The following is a 19,075-nucleotide window of genomic DNA, read 5'->3' on the forward strand; positions in this document are numbered from 1 at the left end:
CTCAGCACTCGCGCAGGGCTTTTACCAGGCGCGCCATTTCATCGAGCAGCCGTTCGCGAGAGGCGTTGCGGTCGCCCAGCGGCGCGGTGGAGCGGCGCTCGATAAAGCGGGTCGGCAGCAGGGTAGAGCCGCTCTCGCCGTGGCCCGCGAGGCGCGCCACCATGCGGCTCACCGCCTGCGCGCCCAGCCGGTTGAAATCCTGCTCGACGGTGGTAAGCGGCGGAATGAAATAGGCGCTGTCCGGCGTGTCGTCATAGCCAATCACCGAGACATCCTGCGGCACGCGCAGGCCCAGCTCATCCAGCGCGCTCATGGCGCCGAACGCCATCTGATCGTTCGCCACCACCAGCGCCGTGATATCGCGCCGGGTGCGGAACAGGCTCAGCGTCTGCCGCCAGGCGTCTTTCGAACTCCAGTCGCCGTGTAAAACCGCGCACGGGGTAAGCCCGTGCGCGCTAAGCACGTCCTGCCAGCAGGCGAGACGCATACCGGACGCCACCGAGTGTTCCGGCCCCGCGAGCAACGCGATGCGCTGATGCCCGCCGTTTAGCAGAAACTCCACGCTCTGGCGCGAGCCGTCGCGCGGGTCAAAGCTTACGTGAAAGACGTCGCTGTCGGCGGGCACATCGAGAAACAGGCACAGCAGATCGCTGTTGTCGTTAACGATGCTTGCGGCCGCCTCCGCCCCGAGCGGCAGGTTGATAATGACGCCATCCACTTTCTGCGCGCGCATTTCATTGAGCGAGCGTTGTAGCTCTTCCAGCGTGCCGGTTTCCAGCGTGGCGATCACCACGCTGTAGTCCGCCCGCGCGGCGTGGCTTTTAATGGCGGCGGCAATCTGCGAGGGCGCATGCAGCGCCAGAGAAACGGTGATAAACCCGAGCGTGCGGGTGGCTTTACCGGCCAGCAGTTGCGCGCTGCGATTTGGCACAAACTGTAGAGCGTCCATCGCGTCCAGCACCCGCTGGCGCGTCGCGGGCGAAACCATCTCCGGCTTATTAAGCACGCGCGACACCGTCTGGTGCGACACCCCGGCTTTCTGCGCCACGTCATCCAGCGTGCTGAGTCGTTTTTTCATCGCCATTCCTCTGCTCTGTGTGGCCTGAATCATCGGCGATGGCGCGCGATAAAGTCAATTTCTGGTGCGAAATGTCGCGCGCTAACATCACTGCTGTGACGCAGATCGCAATTCACGATCCTGCCTGCGTCATGATGTGATCCAGGATCGCATTCTGCAATGCCGCCATTCGCGATCTGTCCGGTTTCCCGCCATGCTGATCCTTTATGTTAGCGCACGACATTTTATTGTTTCCAGGGAACTATCATGACAGAAAACCCCACCACGACCGCTTTTAACGAACTCCAGACGCGCCCGCTGGCGACGATCCTCGCCCGCAACGACTGGCAAAACCCGGCGATCACCAGCGTTAACCGTCTGCCGTCCCACACGCCGCTGCACGGCTGGCGCGACGCCGACTGCGCGCGTCGTGGCGAGCCGTCCGACGCTGTGCTGTCGCTCGACGGCGAATGGCAGTTCAGCTTTTTCACCAGCCCTCATCAGGTGCCTGAAGTCTGGCTGGCGGCGGATCTCAGCGACGCCCGCGCCACGCCGGTGCCCTCAAACTGGCAGATGGAAGGCTACGACACGCCGATCTACACCAACGTGCGCTACCCGATCCCGGTGAACCCGCCGTTTGTGCCGGACGACAACCCGACCGGCTGCTATTCGCGCGATATCGAGGTGCCGCAGGCGTGGCTGGAGGCGGGCCGCACGCGCATTGTCTTCGGCGGCGTGAATTCGGCGTTTTATCTCTGGTGTAACGGGCAGTGGGTGGGGTACTCGCAGGACAGCCGCCTGCCGGCGGAATTCGATCTTACCGGCGTGCTGCACGCGGGCCGCAACCGCCTGTGCGTGCTGGTGCTGCGCTGGTCGGACGGCACTTATCTGGAAGATCAGGATATGTGGCGCATGAGTGGGATTTTCCGCCCGGTCAGCCTGCTGCATCTCCCGGAGCAGGCGCTGGCCGATGTGCGCGTGCATACCGAGCTTGCGCCGTCGCTGCGTCACGCCACGCTGTTCAGCGACGTGGAAGTGACGCCCGCCGCGCGCGGGCTCAGCGTCAGTCTGGCGCTGTGGCGCGGCGAACACGAAATCGCGAGCCAGACGCTGCCGCTTGGCTCGGCCCCGATTGATGAGCGTGGCAACTACGCCGAACGCGTCACGCTCTCGCTCGACGTTGATAATCCGCTGCTGTGGAGCGCCGAAACGCCGCACCTGTATCGCGCGGTGGTGACGCTGCTGGACGCCGACGGCATGCCGCTGGTCTCTGAGGCGCACGACGTCGGCTTTCGTCGCGTGGAAATCAGCAACGGCCTGCTGACGCTTAACGGCCAGCCGCTACTGATCCGCGGCGTTAACCGTCACGAGCATCACCCGGAAAAAGGCCAGGCGGTGGACGAGGCGGCGATGGTGCAGGATATCCTGCTGATGAAGCAGAACAACTTTAACGCCGTGCGCTGTTCGCACTACCCCAACCAGCCGCGCTGGTATGAGCTGTGCAGCCGCTACGGACTGTACGTGGTGGATGAAGCCAACATTGAAACCCACGGCATGGAGCCGATGAGCCGTCTTTCGGACGATCCGGTGTGGCTGGGCGCCTACAGCGAGCGCGTCACGCGCATGGTGAAATGCAACCGCAACCACCCGAGCATTATTATCTGGTCGCTCGGCAATGAGTCGGGCAACGGCGCGACCCACACCGCGCTCTATAACTGGATCAAGCATCAGGACCCGACGCGCCCGGTGCAGTATGAAGGCGGCGGGGCGGATACCCGCGCGACCGACATTATCTGCCCGATGTACGCGCGCGTGGAGACCGACCAGCTGATTCCTGCGGTGCCGAAATGGTCGATTAAAAAGTGGATTTCAATGCCCGGCGAAACCCGCCCGCTGATCCTCTGCGAATACGCGCACGCGATGGGCAACAGCCTGGGGAATTTCGCCGACTACTGGGCCGCGTTCCGCCAGTATCCGCGCCTGCAGGGCGGTTTTATCTGGGACTGGGCCGACCAGGCCATTACGCGCGTCGAGCCTGACGGCAGCCGCTGGTGGGCCTACGGCGGCGATTTCGGCGACACGCCGAACGACCGCCAGTTCTGCATGAACGGGCTGGTCTTCCCGGACCGCACGCCGCACCCGGCGCTCTTTGAGGCGAAGCATCAGCAGCAGTTCTTCCAGTTCCGTCTGGTGAGCGAAAACCCGCTGCAAATCGAGGCGACCAGCGAATACCTGTTCCGCGAGAGCGACAACGAGCGCCTGCTGTGGAGCATCGAGGTGCGGGGCGAGACGCGCCTGAGCGGGGAACTGGCGCTGGAGCTCGGCCCGCAGGCGTCCCGCGTGCTGACGCTCAGCGACACGGGCTTTAGCGCCCGCGCGGGCGACGAGGACGTCTGGCTGCACGTGCGCGTCGAACAGCCGCAGGCGACGCCGTGGTCGCCCGAAGGGCATCTCAGCGCCTGGGCGCAGTGGCCGCTCGCCGCGCCGCTCGCGCTGCCGGAGCCGGTTGTGGCAGGCGACGCGCCGCAGCTTGAGATCACCGACGCGGAGTTTGTCATTCGCCACGGGCGTCAGACCTGGCATGTGAGCCGCGCCAGCGGCCAGCTGACGCAGTGGAGCGACGACGGCGTGGATCAGATGCTGACGCCGCTTGCCGATCAGTTCATCCGCGCGCCGATCGATAACGATATCGGCGTCAGCGAAGTGGAACGCATCGATCCGAACGCCTGGGTGGAGCGCTGGAAAGCCGCCGGGCTGTATGAGACCGAACACCGCTGCCTGGCCTGCGACGCGCAGACCACCCGCGACGGCGTGGAGATCGTCGCGCAGCACGCGTACTTTGCGAAAGGCGTGGCGGACGGCCCGGCTATTCTCAGCCGCTGGCGCATGGTGGTGGATAACCAGGGCGCGCTGCGCTGCGATATCGACATCGCGCGCAGCGCCGCGCTGCCGCCGTTGCCGCGCGCGGGCGTGGTCTGCCAGTTACGCGGCGGCGAAGAGACGGCAAGCTGGCTCGGCCTCGGCCCGCATGAGAACTACCCGGACCGCCTGAGCAGCGCGTGCTTCTCGCGCTGGACGCTGCCGCTTTCAGAGCTCACCACGCCGTATATCTTCCCTGGCGAAAACGGCCTGCGCTGCAACACCCGCGAGCTTACCTGGAACGGCTGGCAGGCTGAAGGCGAGTTTCATTTCTCGCTAAGCCCTTACGGAACGCGTCAGCTGATGGAAACCAGCCACTGGCATAAATTGCAGCCGGAGGCGGGCATCTGGCTGTCGATTGACGGCTTCCATATGGGCGTCGGCGGCGATGACTCCTGGACACCGAGCGTGCACCCGGAATATCTGCTGACCGCGCGGGAATACCGCTACCGCTTTACCCTGCGCAGACGGCAAGGCTGACAGGGCGCGACCGCCGGGGCGCGCCCCGGCGTTAACAACAAAAACAACCTCCACACAGAAGGTGAAAGATGAATAAGCCTGCCCTGACCCCGGTTGAAAAACAGAACTTCATATTCTTTTTGCTGTTCTTCTTTTTCTACTACTTCATTATGTCGGCCTACTTTCCGTTTTTCCCTGTGTGGCTGGCGGATGTCGCGCATCTCAGTAAAACGGATACCGGCATTGTCTTCTCATGTATTTCGCTGTTCGCGATTATCTTCCAGCCGGTGTTTGGCCTGGTCTCCGATAAACTCGGGCTGCGCAAGCATCTGCTGTGGACGATAACCGGCCTACTGGTGCTGTTCGCGCCGTTTTTTATCTTTGTGCTCAAGCCGCTGCTGGCGTTTAACATCTGGGTCGGGGCATTTGTCGGCGGCTGCTATCTCGGCATTGTCTTCTCAAGCGGCTCCGGCGCGGTGGAGGCGTACATTGAGCGCGTCAGCCGCGCCAATAACTTTGAATATGGCAAGGTGCGCGTCTCCGGCTGCGTGGGCTGGGCGCTGTGCGCCTCGATGACCGGTATGCTGTTTGGCGTGAACCCCAATATCATCTTCTGGGTAGCGTCGGCGTGCGCGCTGATCCTGGCGGGCGTGCTCTGGTTTTCGCGCCCGGCGGGGGAGAGCGGCAATCTGATCTCCGGCACGAAGGAGACCAGCCAGGCGTTCTCAATGAAGCTCGTCAGCGAGCTGTTCAGAATGCGCAGCTTCTGGGCGTTTATCATCTACGTGGTGGGCGTGGCGAGCGTGTATGACGTCTTTGACCAGCAGTTCGCCAACTTCTTTAAAGGCTTTTTCTCAAGCCCCGAGCGCGGCACCCAGATTTTCGGCTTCGTCACCACCGGCGGCGAGCTGCTTAACGCCACCGTGATGTTCTTCACGCCGTTTATCATCAACCGTATCGGCAGCAAAAACGCGCTGCTGATCGCGGGCGCGATCATGTCGATGCGCATTATCGGCTCGTCATTCGCCACCGCCGACTGGCAGGTGATCATCCTTAAAACGCTGCATATGTTTGAGCTGCCGTTCCTGCTGGTGGGCACGTTTAAATACATTTCCGCGGTCTTCGATCCACGCCTTTCCGCCACGCTGTTTCTGGTGGGCTTTAACCTCTCCAAACAGCTCTCCGGCGTCGTGCTCTCCACCTGGGCGGGCCGGATGTATGACACCGTGGGCTTCCAGCAGACCTATCTGGTGCTCGGCCTGATTACGCTTGGCTTTACCGTTATCTCGTTCTTCACGCTCCAGGGCCGCCCGCGCCCGGCGCCTGAGACATCGCCCGATTCTTCGCTGGCCTGACGGCCACACCGTTTCCGGGGGAGCGCGGCTCCCCCAAATCCTTCATGATGAATAAATTGCATGGTATTGATGCGACAAATCTGTCCATTAAGGGAAGAGTGCCGGGCCGCTTTCTTATACACTATGTGCCGCTATGGTAATCCGCCCGTTCCGACGCGGCCCCCAGAAAGCCAATGGTGAGGCTTCTGCCGCGCAAAAAAGAGTGAGACAGATGGAAATCAAACACAAAAAAAACCGTTCGCTTTACATTCCCTACGCCGGCCCCGTTCTGCTGGAGTTTCCGCTGCTGAACAAGGGCAGCGCCTTCAGCATGGAAGAGCGCAGCAATTTCAACCTGCTGGGGCTGTTGCCGGAAGTGGTGGAAACCATTGAAGAGCAGGCGGAGCGCGCGTGGCGACAGTTTGAAGATTTCAAAACGGATATTGATAAACACATTTACCTGCGCAACATCCAGGACACCAACGAAACCCTGTTCTATCGCCTGCTGGAAAACCATCTTGAGGTGATGATGCCCATCATCTACACCCCGACGGTGGGCTCGGCCTGCGAACGTTTTTCCGAGATCTACCGCCGCGCCCGCGGGGTGTTCATCTCCTGGCCGAACCGCCACAACATGGACGACATCCTGCAGAACGTGCCTATCCATAACATCAAAGTGATCGTGGTGACGGACGGCGAGCGTATTCTCGGCCTCGGCGACCAGGGCATCGGCGGCATGGGGATTCCTATCGGCAAGCTCTCGCTCTACACCGCCTGCGGCGGCATCAGCCCGGCGTATACGCTGCCTATCGTGCTGGATGTCGGCACCAACAATCAGCAACTGCTGAACGATCCGCTCTATATGGGCTGGCGTCACCCGCGTATCACCGATGACGAGTATTACGCGTTCGTCGATGACTTTATCCAGGCGGTGAAACAGCGCTGGCCGAACGTGCTGTTGCAGTTTGAAGATTTCGCGCAGAAAAACGCGATGCCGTTGCTTGAGCGCTATCGCGACGAGATCTGCTGCTTTAACGATGATATTCAGGGCACCGCGGCGGTGACGCTCGGCACGCTGATTGCCGCGAGCCGCGCGGCGGGCAGCCAGCTCAGCGAGCAGAAAATCGTCTTCCTCGGCGCAGGCTCCGCCGGGTGCGGCATCGCCGAGCAGATCATCGCGTGGATGCGTACCGAAGGCGGCTTAAGCGACGAGCAGGCGCGCGCCCGCGTGTTTATGGTCGACCGTTTCGGCCTGCTGACCGACAACATGCCAAACCTGCTGTCATTCCAGTCGAAGCTGGTGCAAAAACGCGACAGCCTTCAGGGCTGGGATACGCAGAGCGATTCGATCTCGCTGCTGGATGTGGTGCGCAACGCCAAACCGGACATTCTCATCGGCGTCTCCGGCCAGACCGGGCTTTTCACCGAAGAGATCATCCGCGAGATGCACAAGCACTGCGCGCGCCCGATTGTCATGCCGCTCTCTAACCCGACCTCACGCGTCGAGGCGACGCCGCACGACATCCTGAACTGGACCGACGGCGCGGCGCTGGTGGCGACGGGCAGCCCGTTCCAGCCGGTGACGGTGAAAGAGAAAACGTACCCGATTGCGCAGTGCAACAACGCCTATATCTTCCCCGGCATCGGGCTTGGGATTATTTCGTCCGGCGCGCTGCGCGTGACCGATGAGATGATGATGGCGGCGAGCGAAGCGCTGGCCTCGCATTCGCCGCTGGTCAATACCGGCAGCGGTCTGGTGCTGCCGCCGCTGACGGATATTCAGGCGGTGTCGAAGGATATCGCGTTTGCGGTAGGCAAAATGGCGCAGCAGCAGGGTGTGGCGGTGAAAACCTCCGCCGAGGCGCTGTTACAGGCCATTGAAGATAACTTCTGGCTGCCGGAATACCGCAGCTACCGCCGCACCTCTATCTGATGCGGCTTCACGCTGGCGCGCCTGCGCCAGCGTCTCTTCCCGTTGTTTGTTTCATCTGCCCCAGCGCGCCCACAGCGCTCTGCCCGCCACGGTCGTTATCAGCGAACAGATAACCGACACCACCGCCAGCTCAATAAAATAGGCGTTAAAGTCATCAAGGAAAGGCACCACGTTCACCACGGCGGCGACGTCGCGTAACTCGGCGGTGTGCAGCAGCGCGAACAGCACCGGCGGGATATTCAGGAAGAAAAAAATAAACAGCAGACAAAAGATAATGGATTCAAGGGTGTTGGCCGGGGTGACTCTCATTGACGCGCTCGGTTCTGAATAAAGGACAACCCCGACGACACCTGTCGCCGCGGGGTCTGGCCTCGCATCATACCTGAAACCGCGCCCCGACCACAGGTGATTTTATCGCCGGTTTTCGGGCGCGCTTAGCCCTCAGGCCACGTTTTCTTGCACCAGCGCGATGCTGTTGACTATCTCGCGCTCAATATCCGCTTCGCGCCATGACGCCATGGCGGAGGAGAACGGCTCGAACGCGTAGATGCCCTGATAGCCGCGCGCTTCCAGCGCCTTGATCTGCTCTACGGTCTTCAGCCTGTCGTCCGGCATCAGCATCAGGCGCTGATCGTCGGTCAGCGTCTCAAGCGGGCGCGGATCGTTAACGCCGGAGAGATGCACCAGCCCAATCATCGAGACATCCACCCGGGAAAACGCCTGCGCCGCCTGCGGATAGAGCGCATGGTGGAAGGTGTCGATCAGTAGCTTAAACGGCACATTCGCGTCGCGGATAAGCGTCTGCGCTTCGGCCGCCGAGCGCAGCGAACTTTGCGGAAAACCGAGCGGCTCCACCAGCCCCTGAATGCCGTAATGGGCAAAAAGCGGGGCGAGATCATGTAACGCCGCCAGGGTTTCCGCCGGCCCGACAGGCGTGCCGTCGTTTAACGGACAGAGCACCAGCCCCGCCGCGCCCACCGCCTGCGCGTCTTTCAGCAGCGATTCGGTCAGCTCGCGCACCGCGGGCGTGCGCTGGTTAAACGGGTAGACGGCGTTAATAGTGACAATGTCGATGTCGTAACGCGCCGCCAGCTCGCGCACCTGTACTGCGCTCAAATCGTCGGTGACCTTGCCGCCGGGCATATCGTTACGCAGCTCGACCTTATTCAGCCCAAGCCGGTTCACCAGTTTAAAAAACGCGGGGATATCCAGCCCCGGGGCGATTTTGCGGTTAACGCAGAAGCGGTGCAGTGCAATGGTCATCGTACTCTCCTGAAAGCAACAGAATGAAAGACTGGCCTGCCTGTAATCAAAACATTTATTTCATATTTCGCAATATTCGAAATTCTGCTTCTTTGATCGGCTTCGCAAAAAAGAAGGTGCAGCCGTCGGTTTTGCCGGGCAGGAGCCGCTTATCCCGCTAATTTTCAGGGGTTAAAGGCAGGCAATGGTCAGGTCAGAAATGCGATGCTGTAGAAAATGCGACGATGGTCACCAAAAGTAAATTTCATTTATATTTTTATTGAAATATTCATTTCATTTAGCCAGGATGAGGACAGACGTTTTTACGCGAGCCGCCACGGCTCCCGCATTGACCCCCTCCAGACGACGAGGCTAAGCATGAATATCACAGGAAACTTTATCGGCGGGAAAATCTGTAACAGCAGCAGCGGCCAGACGGTGCCGGTCTTCGATCCGGCCACGGGCAAACCGGTGCGCGAGGTCACGCAATCCACGGCCCAGGAGGTCTCGGCGGCGATCCAGGTCGCCCATGAGGCGTTCCACGGCTGGGCCAATACCACGCCGCTGCGCCGCGCCAGGGTGCTGTTTCATTTCAAAATGCTGCTTGAGAAACATGCCGACGAGCTGGCGGCGATTATCGTCAGCGAGCACGGCAAGGTCTGGTCAGACGCCATGGGCGAGCTGACGCGCGGCATGGAAGTGGTGGAGTTCGCCTGCGGCATTCCGCACCTGATTAAAGGGGAATACTCCTCTGATGTCGGTACCCGCGTCGACAGCTACTCGCTGATGCAGCCGCTCGGCGTGGTGGCGGGGATCACGCCGTTTAACTTCCCGGCGATGGTGCCGATGTGGATGTTCCCGATAGCGCTCGCCTGCGGCAACAGCTTTGTGCTGAAACCGCCCGCGCTGGCGCCGACCGCCGCGGTGCGTCTCGCTGAGCTGCTGTCAGAAGCCGGGCTGCCGGATGGCGTGTTCAACGTGGTGCATTGCAGTAATGAAGACGCCGAACAGCTCTACACCGATCCGCGCATCGCGGCGGTCAGCTTTGTCGGCTCGTCCGGCGTGGCGGAGCATATCTACAAAACCGCCAGCGCTTACGGTAAACGCGTGCAGGCGTTCGGCGCGGCGAAAAACCACGCCATTGTCATGCCGGATGCCGATCTCGACGCCACGGTAAACGCCATTATGGGCGGCGCGTTTGGTTCTGCTGGCGAGCGCTGCATGGCGCTGCCGATTGTGGTCGCGGTGGGCGACGAAACGGCGGATAAACTGATTGCGCGCCTCACGCCGCTGGTGGAAGCGCTGAAAGTCGGGCCGGGCTGTATGCGCGGGCCGGAAGAGAACGAAATGGGGCCGGTGGTTTCCGACGCCCACCAGAAAAAAGTGCTGGGCTATATTGAAAAGGGCGTCAGCGAAGGCGCGAAACTGGTGGTCGACGGCCGTAAATTCCGTCTGCCAGGCTATGAAGCGGGCTACTACGTCGGCGGCACGCTGTTTGATAACGTAACGCCGGAGATGGTCATCTGGCGCGAAGAGATTTTCGGGCCGGTGCTCGGCATCGTCCGCGCGCCGGATTACGAGCGCGCGCTGGCGCTGATCAACAGCCATGAGTTTGGCAACGGCAGCGCGATTTTCACCAGCAACGGCCATACGGCGCGCGAATTCGTGCATGACGTTCAGGCGGGGATGGTGGGCGTCAACGTCCCGGTGCCGGTGCCGATGGCGTTTCACAGCTTTGGCGGCTGGAAGCGTTCGGTGTTCGGCGCGCTGAATGTGCACGGGCCGGACGGCGTGCGGTTCTATACCCGTATGAAAACCGCCACGGTGCGCTGGCCGCAGGGGCAGCAGACCGTCTCTGAATTCAGTATGCCGACGCTCGGTTAAGTTTTTCCAGGAGGAGCCATGTCGTTACTTGCAAAGGCGCAGCGCGACGCGCGCCAGATACAGCACATCACCCCGGAAAGCGCCGGCTGGCGCTATATCGGCTTTGATGTCTGGATGTTGAAACCGGGCGAAACGGTCACGCTTGAGAGCGGCGACCGGGAGCTGTGCCTGGTGCTGGTGGCGGGGCTCGCCTCGGTGAAAACCCGTAACGCGGAGTTTCCAGGCCTCGGCGGGCGGGTGTCGCCGTTTGAGCGCACGCCGCCGTGGTCGGTCTACGTGCCGCCGCAGGAGCGCGTCGAAGTGACCGCCGATTCGGATCTGGAGCTTGCCGTGTGCAGCGCGCCGGGCAAGGGCACGCGGCCTGCAAGGGTGATTTCGCCTGAAGAGGTGGGCGTTGAGCATCGCGGTAAAGGGCGTAACCAGCGGCTGGTGCATAACATCCTGCCGGACAGCGGCGAGGCGGACTGTCTGCTGGTGGTGGAGGTCTATACCGAAGAGGGCGCCACCAGCTCCTGGCCCGCGCACAAGCACGACACCCCGGTGCCGGGCAAAGAGACGCAGCTTGAAGAGACCTACTACCACCGTTTCGACCCGCCGCAGGGGTTCGCCTTTCAGCGGGTCTATACCGACGACCGTAGCCTGGACGTCTGCATGGCGCCTTACAATCACGATGTGGTCATGGTGCCGCGCGGCTATCATCCGGTGGCGGCGATCGCGGGCTATGACAGCTATTACCTGAACGTGATGGCCGGGCCGGAACGCCAGTGGCTGTTTACCTGGGAAGAGGACCACGCCTGGATCAACAGCGATGACTATCCGCGGCGTTAAGCCTGAATAAAAAACGGCCCCTTTGGGCCGTTTTTTTTGGTCGCGGCGCGCGGAGCGTTACGCGGTTTGCTGCTGTGCGCTTTTGCTGTTGTCGAGCGCCAGCGAGACGGCGAGCGTCTGGGCGAGACAGAGCGACGCCACCTGCGAGCGAAAGCCGTCCACCTGCGCTTCGCGCACCACAAAGCAGACGTCGCTGAAGGCGGCAAGCGGGCTCACCTGGCTGTCAGTAATCGCAATCTGGCGCGCTTTGCGCTGCGCGCCCAGCTCCACCAGTTCGACCACTTCGCGGGAGTACGGCGAGAAGCTCACCGCCACCACCACATCTTTCGGCCCCACCAGGCTTAGCTGTTCGGTGAACATGCCGCCCAGCCCGTCAATCAGGAACGCTTTACGGTCGAGATGGCGCAGCGCGTAGGTGAGGTACGACGCGACGCTGAACGACCGGCGCAGGCCGATAACATAGATATTCTCCGCCTCGGCCAGCAGCTGCACCGCTTTTTCCAGATCTTCCGGCGCCATCTGCATCGCCAGTTGTTGCAGCGCCTGGGTATTAACCATCGTAAACATGCTGAGGATTTCGCCCGGCGTTTCCGGCGCGCTGGTCTCTTCGCTGGCGGTCTGGCGGAACAGGCGCGCGCGTTCGGTATAGTTGGCGGTCTCTTCCATCAGATGCTGTCTGAACATCTGCTTCATTTCATTAAAGCCGCTGAAGCCAAACGCATTGGCGAAACGGATAAGCGTCGAAGGCGGCACATCCGCCTGCCGGGCGATAGAGGCGACGGTGTCGAACGCGACGCTGTTGCTGTTATCAAGAATGTAGCGCGCCACCTGTTTAAGTCGTTTGCTGAGGTCGTCATACCGGCGACGAATTTCATCCTGAAGGATGGAGAGCTGGGTCGGATTATTTGCCATGTATCGTGCCTGATAAAAGGGGGAAAAGAAGGAAAGCTTGTGTCAGTGTATCAAATGAAGCGAATTTTTCATTTTCCCGGATGAAATACGCGATTCATTTCACGAAGCAGGAAAGCGCGGAGCGACGGGGCCGCTCCGCGGGAAGGTTAACGGCGCGCCTCGCGCCAGAAGCCGATAAGCGTCAGGTAGTTGCTTTTCACCTCGCGGATAAGCGCCTCGTCGCTAATCTCGCCCTGCATCCAGCGGCGCGACGGCTGGCCGAAAATGGTGCGCCCGACCGCGAAGCCTTTGATGATGGGGTGCGTCGCCGCTTCAGTGAAGCCTTCGCGCAGTTGCTCCTGCGGCGCGTCGAGGCCGAGCAGCAGAATGCCGCGGCAATACGGATCTTCCTTTTCAATCAGCGCGCTGATGGCCTGCCAGTGGCGGCTCGCCAGCGGCGGCAGTTTCCACCAGTCCGGCTTAATGCCGAGCTGATAAAAATGCGCCAGCATCGTGTGGTAATGCTGTTGGTCTTTATCCGGCCCGTTTTCCGGCAGGATCACCTCCAGCAGCAGTTCATGGCCCGACTGCTGGCAGGCGCGCCACACCTCCAGCAGCAGCGCGTCCTGCTGTTCGCGAAGCGCGGCCGGATCGTGCGGATGATAAAATACCAGACATTTCACCACATGCTCCAGCGGCCAGCTCGCCAGTTGCGAGCCGATATCGCCATGCTCAAGGCGCAGCGGGCGCGAGCCGGGCAGCTCAATCGGGCGGCCAATCCACCAGTTCTGGCCGGTGATAGCATTGAGCGCGCGCTGGCCATAAGTGCTGTCCGCCAGAATACCGCTGCGGCCTTCCAGACCCGCCTCCTGCGCCGCGTCTCGCGCCGCCTGTAGCAGCAGCTGTTTCAGCGCCGGAATGCGCGCTTCATCGCAGCCGGTATCCAGGGCCAGATCGGCGAGCTGTTTGCGGTGATCGAAGGCGAAAATACAGAGCTCCGGCCACGCCTGGCGGCGGGAGGTCACGCGATGCAGATGGTTTAAGCGCGCGTCGAGATCCGGGCGCGGCACCGATTCGGCGCGGGCCAGGTAGTCATCGAGTTCGGCGCGCGTCGGCATCGCCGGGGCGCAGCCGTGGCGGGAGACCACCAGCGCGCCGCAGGCGTTGGCGTAGCGACAGGCCTGCTCCCAGCCTTCGTCGTTCAGCCAGCCGCGCAGCAGCCCGGACATAAACGCATCGCCCGCGCCAAGCACGTTCAGCACCTCCACCCGCACGCCCTGATAAAGCGGGATAGTGTCCCAGCTGTCCGGCACCGCGCCTTCCAGCACCACGCAGCCCATCGGCCCGCGCTTGCAGACCAGCGTGGCGCCGGTGGCGTGGCGGACGTTTTTCAGCGCGGTCAGCGTGTCGGTACTGCCGCCCGCGATGTGAAACTCCTCTTCGGTGCCGACCACCAGATCGAACAGATGCAGCACTTCCTGAAGCTGGCGCGTGACCTGCTCCGATTCCACATAGCGCGTTTCGCCGTCGCCGGGCGACGTCAGCCCCCACAGAACCGGGCGGTAGTCGATATCCAGCGCGGTACGCAGCCCGTGGCGGCGCGCGTATTCCAGCGCTTTCAGCACGGCGGCGCGGGTGTCCGGGTGCGAGAGGTGCGTGCCGGTCACCGCCAGCGCGCGGGCGGAGGCGATGTACTCTTCGTTAATATCCTGCGGCGTGAGCGCCATATCGGCGCAGTTGTCGCGATAGAAAATAAGCGGGAACGTCTCCTGATCTTTTATGCCGAGCATTACCAGCGCCGTCAGCCGCTGTTTATCGGTGATCAGGTATTCGGTATCGACGCCTGCGCGCGACAGCGTTTCACGCAGGAAACGGCCATTATGTTCATCCCCCACGCGGGCCAGCATCGCCGATTTCAGCCCCTGGATCGCGGTGCCGAACGCGACATTGCCTGACGAGCCGCCGAGATATTTGGCGAAGGTCGCCACATCTTCAAGCCTGGCGCCGATCTGCTGCGCGTAGAGATCCACGGCAACACGGCCAATACAAATGACATCGAGCCGCTTAACTGCTGCATTCATAGCTACGGTTTCCTTTTGCATGCCTGCTTCACGAGGGGGCCGGAGAGCCGGCGGCGCGCCCGCAAGCAGCCTGAGGGTTAACGGTTGAACGTAGTATGAGAAATAAATATTTCATTTACAAATTACTTTGAAACTAAAAAACCAGAAATGTGAACGCTATTCCACTCTGCGCATGGTCAGACATGACCAGACGGATCTGGAATATGTCGGTTCGCGCGCTGCCGGACAGGCCGATAAAACGTATAGCCTGTGCGGGTTTATCGTTTGTTATCCGCTGTTGCAGGTTGCCGCGTTTCGCGATCTTCGCCACAGAAAACGCGGCCTGATGAAACAGAGTTTGATCCCTCTCGCAAAATGAAACATTTCATCTGTATTTGGGTTTTATGAAAAAAATGTTTGCCTATAATCCAGACAGATTCCGGCAGGCTGGTCGCGTTAAAAGAGAGTACCAGAGCGAGCCTGCATGACACTGGCTGAAAAAGGAAGGCGAAAATGGGCAAGCTGAGACTGACAATGGCGCAGGCGCTGGTGAAGTTTCTTGATAACCAGTACCTGGAAGTGGATGGCGAAACCGTCAAATTCGTAAAAGGCATTTTCGCCATCTTCGGCCACGGCAATGTGCTGGGGCTGGGCCAGGCGCTGGAGCAGGACAGCGGCGAGTTGCGTCTGTACCAGGGGCGTAACGAACAGGGCATGGCCCATGCGGCGACCGGTTTCGCCAGACAGTCGCTGCGCCGCCAGATCCTTGCCTGCACCTCGTCGGTAGGACCAGGGGCCGCCAATATGATCACCGCCGCCGCGACGGCGACGGCCAACCGCATTCCGCTTCTGCTACTGCCGGGCGATGTCTTCGCCACCCGCCAGCCCGATCCGGTGTTGCAGCAGATTGAGCAGAGCTACGATCTCAGCATCAGCACCAATGACGCTTTTCGCGCCGTCAGTAAATACTGGGATCGCATTACGCGCCCGGAACAGCTGATGAGCGCCTGCATCAACGCCATGCGCGTACTGACCGATCCGGCGGAAACCGGCGCGGTGACCCTGGCGCTGCCGCAGGATGTGCAGGGCGAGGCGTGGGATTACCCGCAGGCGTTCTTCGCCCGCCGCGTGCATCGCCTTGACCGCCGCCCGGCAAGCCAGGCGCAGCTTAATGATGCCGTCGCGGCCATCCGCGCCAGCCGCAAGCCGCTGATTATCTGCGGCGGCGGGGTGAAATACTCGGGGGCCGGCGAGGCGCTCGCGCGCTTCGCCGAACGCTATCGTATTCCGTTTGCGGAGACGCAGGCGGGGAAAGGCACGCTTATCTCGTCGCATCCGTATAACGTCGGCGGCGTCGGCGAAACGGGCTGCCTCGCGGCCAATCTGCTGGCGAAAGAGGCGGATCTGGTGATTGGCGTCGGCACCCGTTTTACCGATTTCACGACATCCTCGAAATGGATCTTCCAGCACCCCGACGTGCGCTTTCTCAATATTAACGTCAGTAACTTCGACGCCTGGAAACTCGACGGCATTCCGCTGCTGGCCGACGCCCGCGAGGCGCTGACGGCCCTGGACGACGCGCTTGGCGATACCGTGTGGCAGGCGGGCTGGGGCGAGCAGATCGCCGCCGTGCAGAGCCGCCAGATAAAAGAGACGCACCGCGTTTATCAGGCCTCGTTTCAGGAAAAGGGATTCGTCCCGGAAATAGACGACCATCTCGATCGCGAGTCGGTCTACCGGGAGTTCCGCGCGCTGACTGACTCCACGCTGACCCAGAGCAACGTGCTCGGCATTCTTAACGACACGCTGCCGCAGGAGGCGGTGATCGTCGCGGCGGCGGGCAGCCTGCCCGGCGATTTGCAGCGCGTCTGGCGCACCCGCGCGCCCAACGCTTATCACGTCGAATATGGCTACTCCTGCATGGGGTATGAGGTGAGCGCGGCGCTCGGCGTCAAGCTCGCCGAGCCGCAGCGCGAGGTCTACGCGATGGTCGGCGACGGCGCTTTCATGATGCTGCATTCGGAGCTGGTCACTTCGATTCAGGAAGGCGCGAAGGTCAACGTGCTGCTGTTCGACAATATGGCGAACGGCTGCATCAACAACCTGCAAATGGAGCACGGCATGGACAGCTTCGGCACCGAGTTCCGCTTCCGCTCGGCCGAAAACGGCCAGCTGAACGGTGGGCTGGTGCCGGTGGATTTCGCCGCCATCGCGGCGGGCTACGGCTGCAAAACCTGGCGCGTCACCACGCTCGATGAGCTGAAAATCGCGCTGGAGGCGGCGCAGCGCGAGACGGTGAGCACCCTTATCGATATCAAAGTGCTGCCTAAAACCATGGTGCACAAATATGGCAGCTGGTGGAACGTCGGCGTGGCGCAACAGGCGCTGAGCGAACGTATCCAGCGGGTGGCGCAGCAGATTAATGAAAAACGCGCGCAGGCGCGGGATTACTGAACCCTGTTTACACAAAAAGACAGCTTACCTTAACCCTGATTATTCCGGAGATAACCCTTATGTCGCTCAGATTAGGCGTAATTGGCGCAGGCGCCATTGGTAAAGAACATATCCGTCGCTGCACCCAGGTTCTGCAGGGCGCGACCGTCGTCGCCGTATCGGACATCAATCTGGATAACGCGCGCGCCGCGGTAAACGCGCTCGGCCTGAAAGCGGAAGTGTATGCCGACGGGCAGGATGTCATTAAGGCGCAGGATGTGGACGCGCTGATTGTCACCTCCTGGGACCCGACGCATGAAGCGTTTACGCTCGGCGCGATTGAAGCGGGCAAACCGGTGTTCTGCGAAAAGCCGCTCGCCATGACCGCCGAAGGCTGCCGCCGCATTGTCGATGCCGAGATGAAAGCGGGCCGTCGGCTGGTGCAGGTCGGCTTTATGCGTCCTTACGATGAAGGCTATCAGGCGCTGAAAGGGGTTATCGACAGCGGCGAGATCGGCGCGCCGCTGATGCTCCACTGCGCGCACCGCAACCCGGAAGTCGGCGACAACTACACCACCGATATGGCTATCACCAGCACGCTTATTCATGAGCTCGATGTATTGCGCTGGCTGCTGAACGATGATTACGCCTCGGTGCAGGTGCGCTTCCCGCGCGCCACGTCGAACACCCACGCCCGGCTGAAAGATCCGCAAATCGTGATGCTGGAAACCCGAAAAGGGACGCTTATCGACGTCGAGATTTTCGTGAACTGCCGCTATGGCTATGACATCCAGTGCGAAGTGGTCGGGGAGACCGGCATCGCTCGTCTGCCGGAGCCGTCGTCGGTGCAGATGCGTAAAGCGGCGAAGCTTGCCACCACCATTCTGACCGACTGGAAAGACCGCTTTATTAAAGCCTATGACGTTGAACTCCAGGCGTTTATCAACGATGTGAAAGCCGGCGAACTGCGCGGCCCGTCGGCCTGGGACGGCTTTGCGGCGTCGGTGGCGGCGGACGCCTGCCTGAAAGCGCAGGAGAGCGGCGCGCTGGAAACCATCAGCCTGCCGGAGCGCCCGGCTTTTTACCTGCGCTAATCCCGCAGCCTGAATACGAATCCGACGGGGGTTTACATGAAAATCGCATTTGACGTCGACGTCATCAAAGACCTCGGGATCACCCGCATGGTGCAGCAGGTGGCGGAGTGGGGCTATCAGTACATTGAGCAGTCGCCGCACCCGCAAATTAACCCGTTCTATAAGCATCCGAAAGCGGGCCGCGAGATCATTGCCGAGTATAAAAAGGCGCTGCGCGACACCGGCGTCGCGCTCTCTTCTTTTATCTGCGTCTACCGCTGGTCCGGCCCGGACGAGCTGCGCCGTCAGGCGGCGGTGAAAAACTGGAAGCGCCTTATCGAAATCGCCATTGAGATGGATGTGCAGGTGATCAACACCGAACTCTCCGGCGACCCGAACCAGCCAGAAATCTGCGAAGAGATGTTTTACCGCTCTATGGAAGAGCTGCTGCCCATTTTCGAGCGCGAAGGGCTGCGCGTGGAGATCCAGGCGCATCCGTGGGATTTCTGCGAAGAGAACAACGAAACCGTGGATATCGTGAAGTCGTTTCGCAGCGATAACGTGAAATATGTCTACAGCGTGCCGCACACCTTCTTTTATGACAAAGGCAAAGGGGAGGTGGAAAAGATGCTGCGCTACGCCGGGAACGATCTCTCCCATGTGCTGATTGCCGACACCATGAACCACACCCGTCACTGCCGCTATATCGTCAACCCGCCGGGCGTCGATGCCGCGGTGCATCAGCATGTCGGCGTGGGCGAAGGCGAAGTGGATTTCCAGGCGCTGTTTCGCACGCTGCGCGATATGGGCTTCGCCCGCCAGACCTTCAAGGTGGGCGGCGAGCCGATTGTCGCCGCGTCGCTCTTCGGCTACCCCGAAAAGATGAAATACCAGGCCGTGGAAACCCGTGAACTGATTGAGCGCGAACTGCTCGGCCGTTAAGTCGCCGCGGTTTGCCAGAG

General features: G+C 61.2%; 13 protein-coding genes. 8 read left to right on the plus strand and 5 right to left on the minus strand.

Going from position 1 to position 19,075, the window contains the following annotated elements; translation table 11 throughout:
* Window position 1 precedes the first annotated feature (1 nt).
* Entirely contained in the window at window positions 2-1,078 is a 1,077-nt protein-coding gene (locus tag AFK65_RS04415; RefSeq protein WP_038857902.1) for a LacI family DNA-binding transcriptional regulator, read from the minus strand.
* 246 nt (window positions 1,079-1,324) lie between these two features.
* Between AFK65_RS04415 and AFK65_RS04420 the strand changes: the two genes are divergently transcribed.
* The 3 genes from AFK65_RS04420 to AFK65_RS04430 all read left to right on the plus strand — a co-directional run bounded on the left by AFK65_RS04420 (window position 1,325) and on the right by AFK65_RS04430 (window position 7,702).
* Complete coding sequence (locus AFK65_RS04420) at window positions 1,325-4,456, plus strand: beta-galactosidase (protein ID WP_038857901.1); 3,132 nt, start codon at window positions 1,325-1,327, stop codon at window positions 4,454-4,456.
* Window positions 4,457-4,524: 68 nt separating this feature from the next.
* Window positions 4,525-5,790 (plus strand): oligosaccharide MFS transporter, encoded by a 1,266-nt coding sequence (locus tag AFK65_RS04425; RefSeq protein WP_007700330.1) that lies wholly within the window; start codon window positions 4,525-4,527, stop codon window positions 5,788-5,790.
* Window positions 5,791-6,001: 211 nt separating this feature from the next.
* A complete protein-coding gene (locus tag AFK65_RS04430; RefSeq protein ID WP_038857900.1) occupies window positions 6,002-7,702 on the plus strand; it encodes an NAD-dependent malic enzyme in 1,701 nt (566 codons plus the stop codon).
* A gap of 51 nt (window positions 7,703-7,753) precedes the next feature.
* Here the strand turns inward: AFK65_RS04430 and AFK65_RS04435 are convergent, their stop codons facing one another.
* The gene (locus tag AFK65_RS04435; protein WP_007700358.1) at window positions 7,754-8,011 is read right to left on the minus strand and encodes a hypothetical protein; all 258 of its coding nucleotides are present in this window, start codon (window positions 8,009-8,011) and stop codon (window positions 7,754-7,756) included.
* 132 nt (window positions 8,012-8,143) lie between these two features.
* A complete protein-coding gene (locus tag AFK65_RS04440; RefSeq protein ID WP_007700360.1) occupies window positions 8,144-8,965 on the minus strand; it encodes a TIM barrel protein in 822 nt (273 codons plus the stop codon).
* Window positions 8,966-9,322: 357 nt separating this feature from the next.
* Here AFK65_RS04440 and AFK65_RS04445 point away from each other — a divergent pair, with 357 nt between their 5' ends.
* Together AFK65_RS04445 and iolB are read left to right on the plus strand one after the other, a co-directional pair.
* Complete coding sequence (locus AFK65_RS04445) at window positions 9,323-10,828, plus strand: CoA-acylating methylmalonate-semialdehyde dehydrogenase (protein ID WP_007700363.1); 1,506 nt, start codon at window positions 9,323-9,325, stop codon at window positions 10,826-10,828.
* Between the two features lie 18 nt (window positions 10,829-10,846).
* Window positions 10,847-11,656 (plus strand): 5-deoxy-glucuronate isomerase, encoded by an 810-nt coding sequence (gene iolB, locus AFK65_RS04450; RefSeq protein WP_007700367.1) that lies wholly within the window; start codon window positions 10,847-10,849, stop codon window positions 11,654-11,656.
* A gap of 57 nt (window positions 11,657-11,713) precedes the next feature.
* On the opposite strand, the gene AFK65_RS04455 is transcribed toward iolB, so the two are convergent.
* A complete protein-coding gene (locus tag AFK65_RS04455; RefSeq protein WP_007700400.1) occupies window positions 11,714-12,568 on the minus strand; it encodes a MurR/RpiR family transcriptional regulator in 855 nt (284 codons plus the stop codon).
* A 146-nt stretch (window positions 12,569-12,714) separates the two neighbouring features.
* Window positions 12,715-14,628 carry a bifunctional 5-dehydro-2-deoxygluconokinase/5-dehydro-2-deoxyphosphogluconate aldolase gene (locus AFK65_RS04460; RefSeq protein WP_038857898.1) on the minus strand — a complete coding sequence of 638 codons (1,914 nt, stop codon included), beginning with the start codon at window positions 14,626-14,628 and terminating at the stop codon, window positions 12,715-12,717.
* 492 nt (window positions 14,629-15,120) lie between these two features.
* On the opposite strand from AFK65_RS04460, the gene iolD reads away from it, so the two are divergent.
* Genes iolD through AFK65_RS04480 form a run of 3 tightly spaced genes read left to right on the plus strand, consistent with a single transcriptional unit; the run spans window position 15,121 to window position 19,055 of the window.
* Complete coding sequence (gene iolD, locus AFK65_RS04470) at window positions 15,121-17,061, plus strand: 3D-(3,5/4)-trihydroxycyclohexane-1,2-dione acylhydrolase (decyclizing) (RefSeq protein WP_038857896.1); 1,941 nt, start codon at window positions 15,121-15,123, stop codon at window positions 17,059-17,061.
* Between the two features lie 59 nt (window positions 17,062-17,120).
* The gene (locus AFK65_RS04475; protein WP_007700495.1) at window positions 17,121-18,134 is read left to right on the plus strand and encodes a Gfo/Idh/MocA family protein; all 1,014 of its coding nucleotides are present in this window, start codon (window positions 17,121-17,123) and stop codon (window positions 18,132-18,134) included.
* Window positions 18,135-18,170: 36 nt separating this feature from the next.
* On the plus strand, window positions 18,171-19,055 hold the full coding sequence (locus tag AFK65_RS04480) for a sugar phosphate isomerase/epimerase family protein (RefSeq protein WP_038857895.1): 885 nt from the start codon (window positions 18,171-18,173) through the stop codon (window positions 19,053-19,055).
* The last annotated feature ends 20 nt before the right edge of the window (window positions 19,056-19,075 follow it).

The organism is Cronobacter universalis NCTC 9529 (assembly GCF_001277175.1).
GTDB classification, from domain to species: Bacteria; Pseudomonadota; Gammaproteobacteria; order Enterobacterales; family Enterobacteriaceae; genus Cronobacter; species Cronobacter universalis.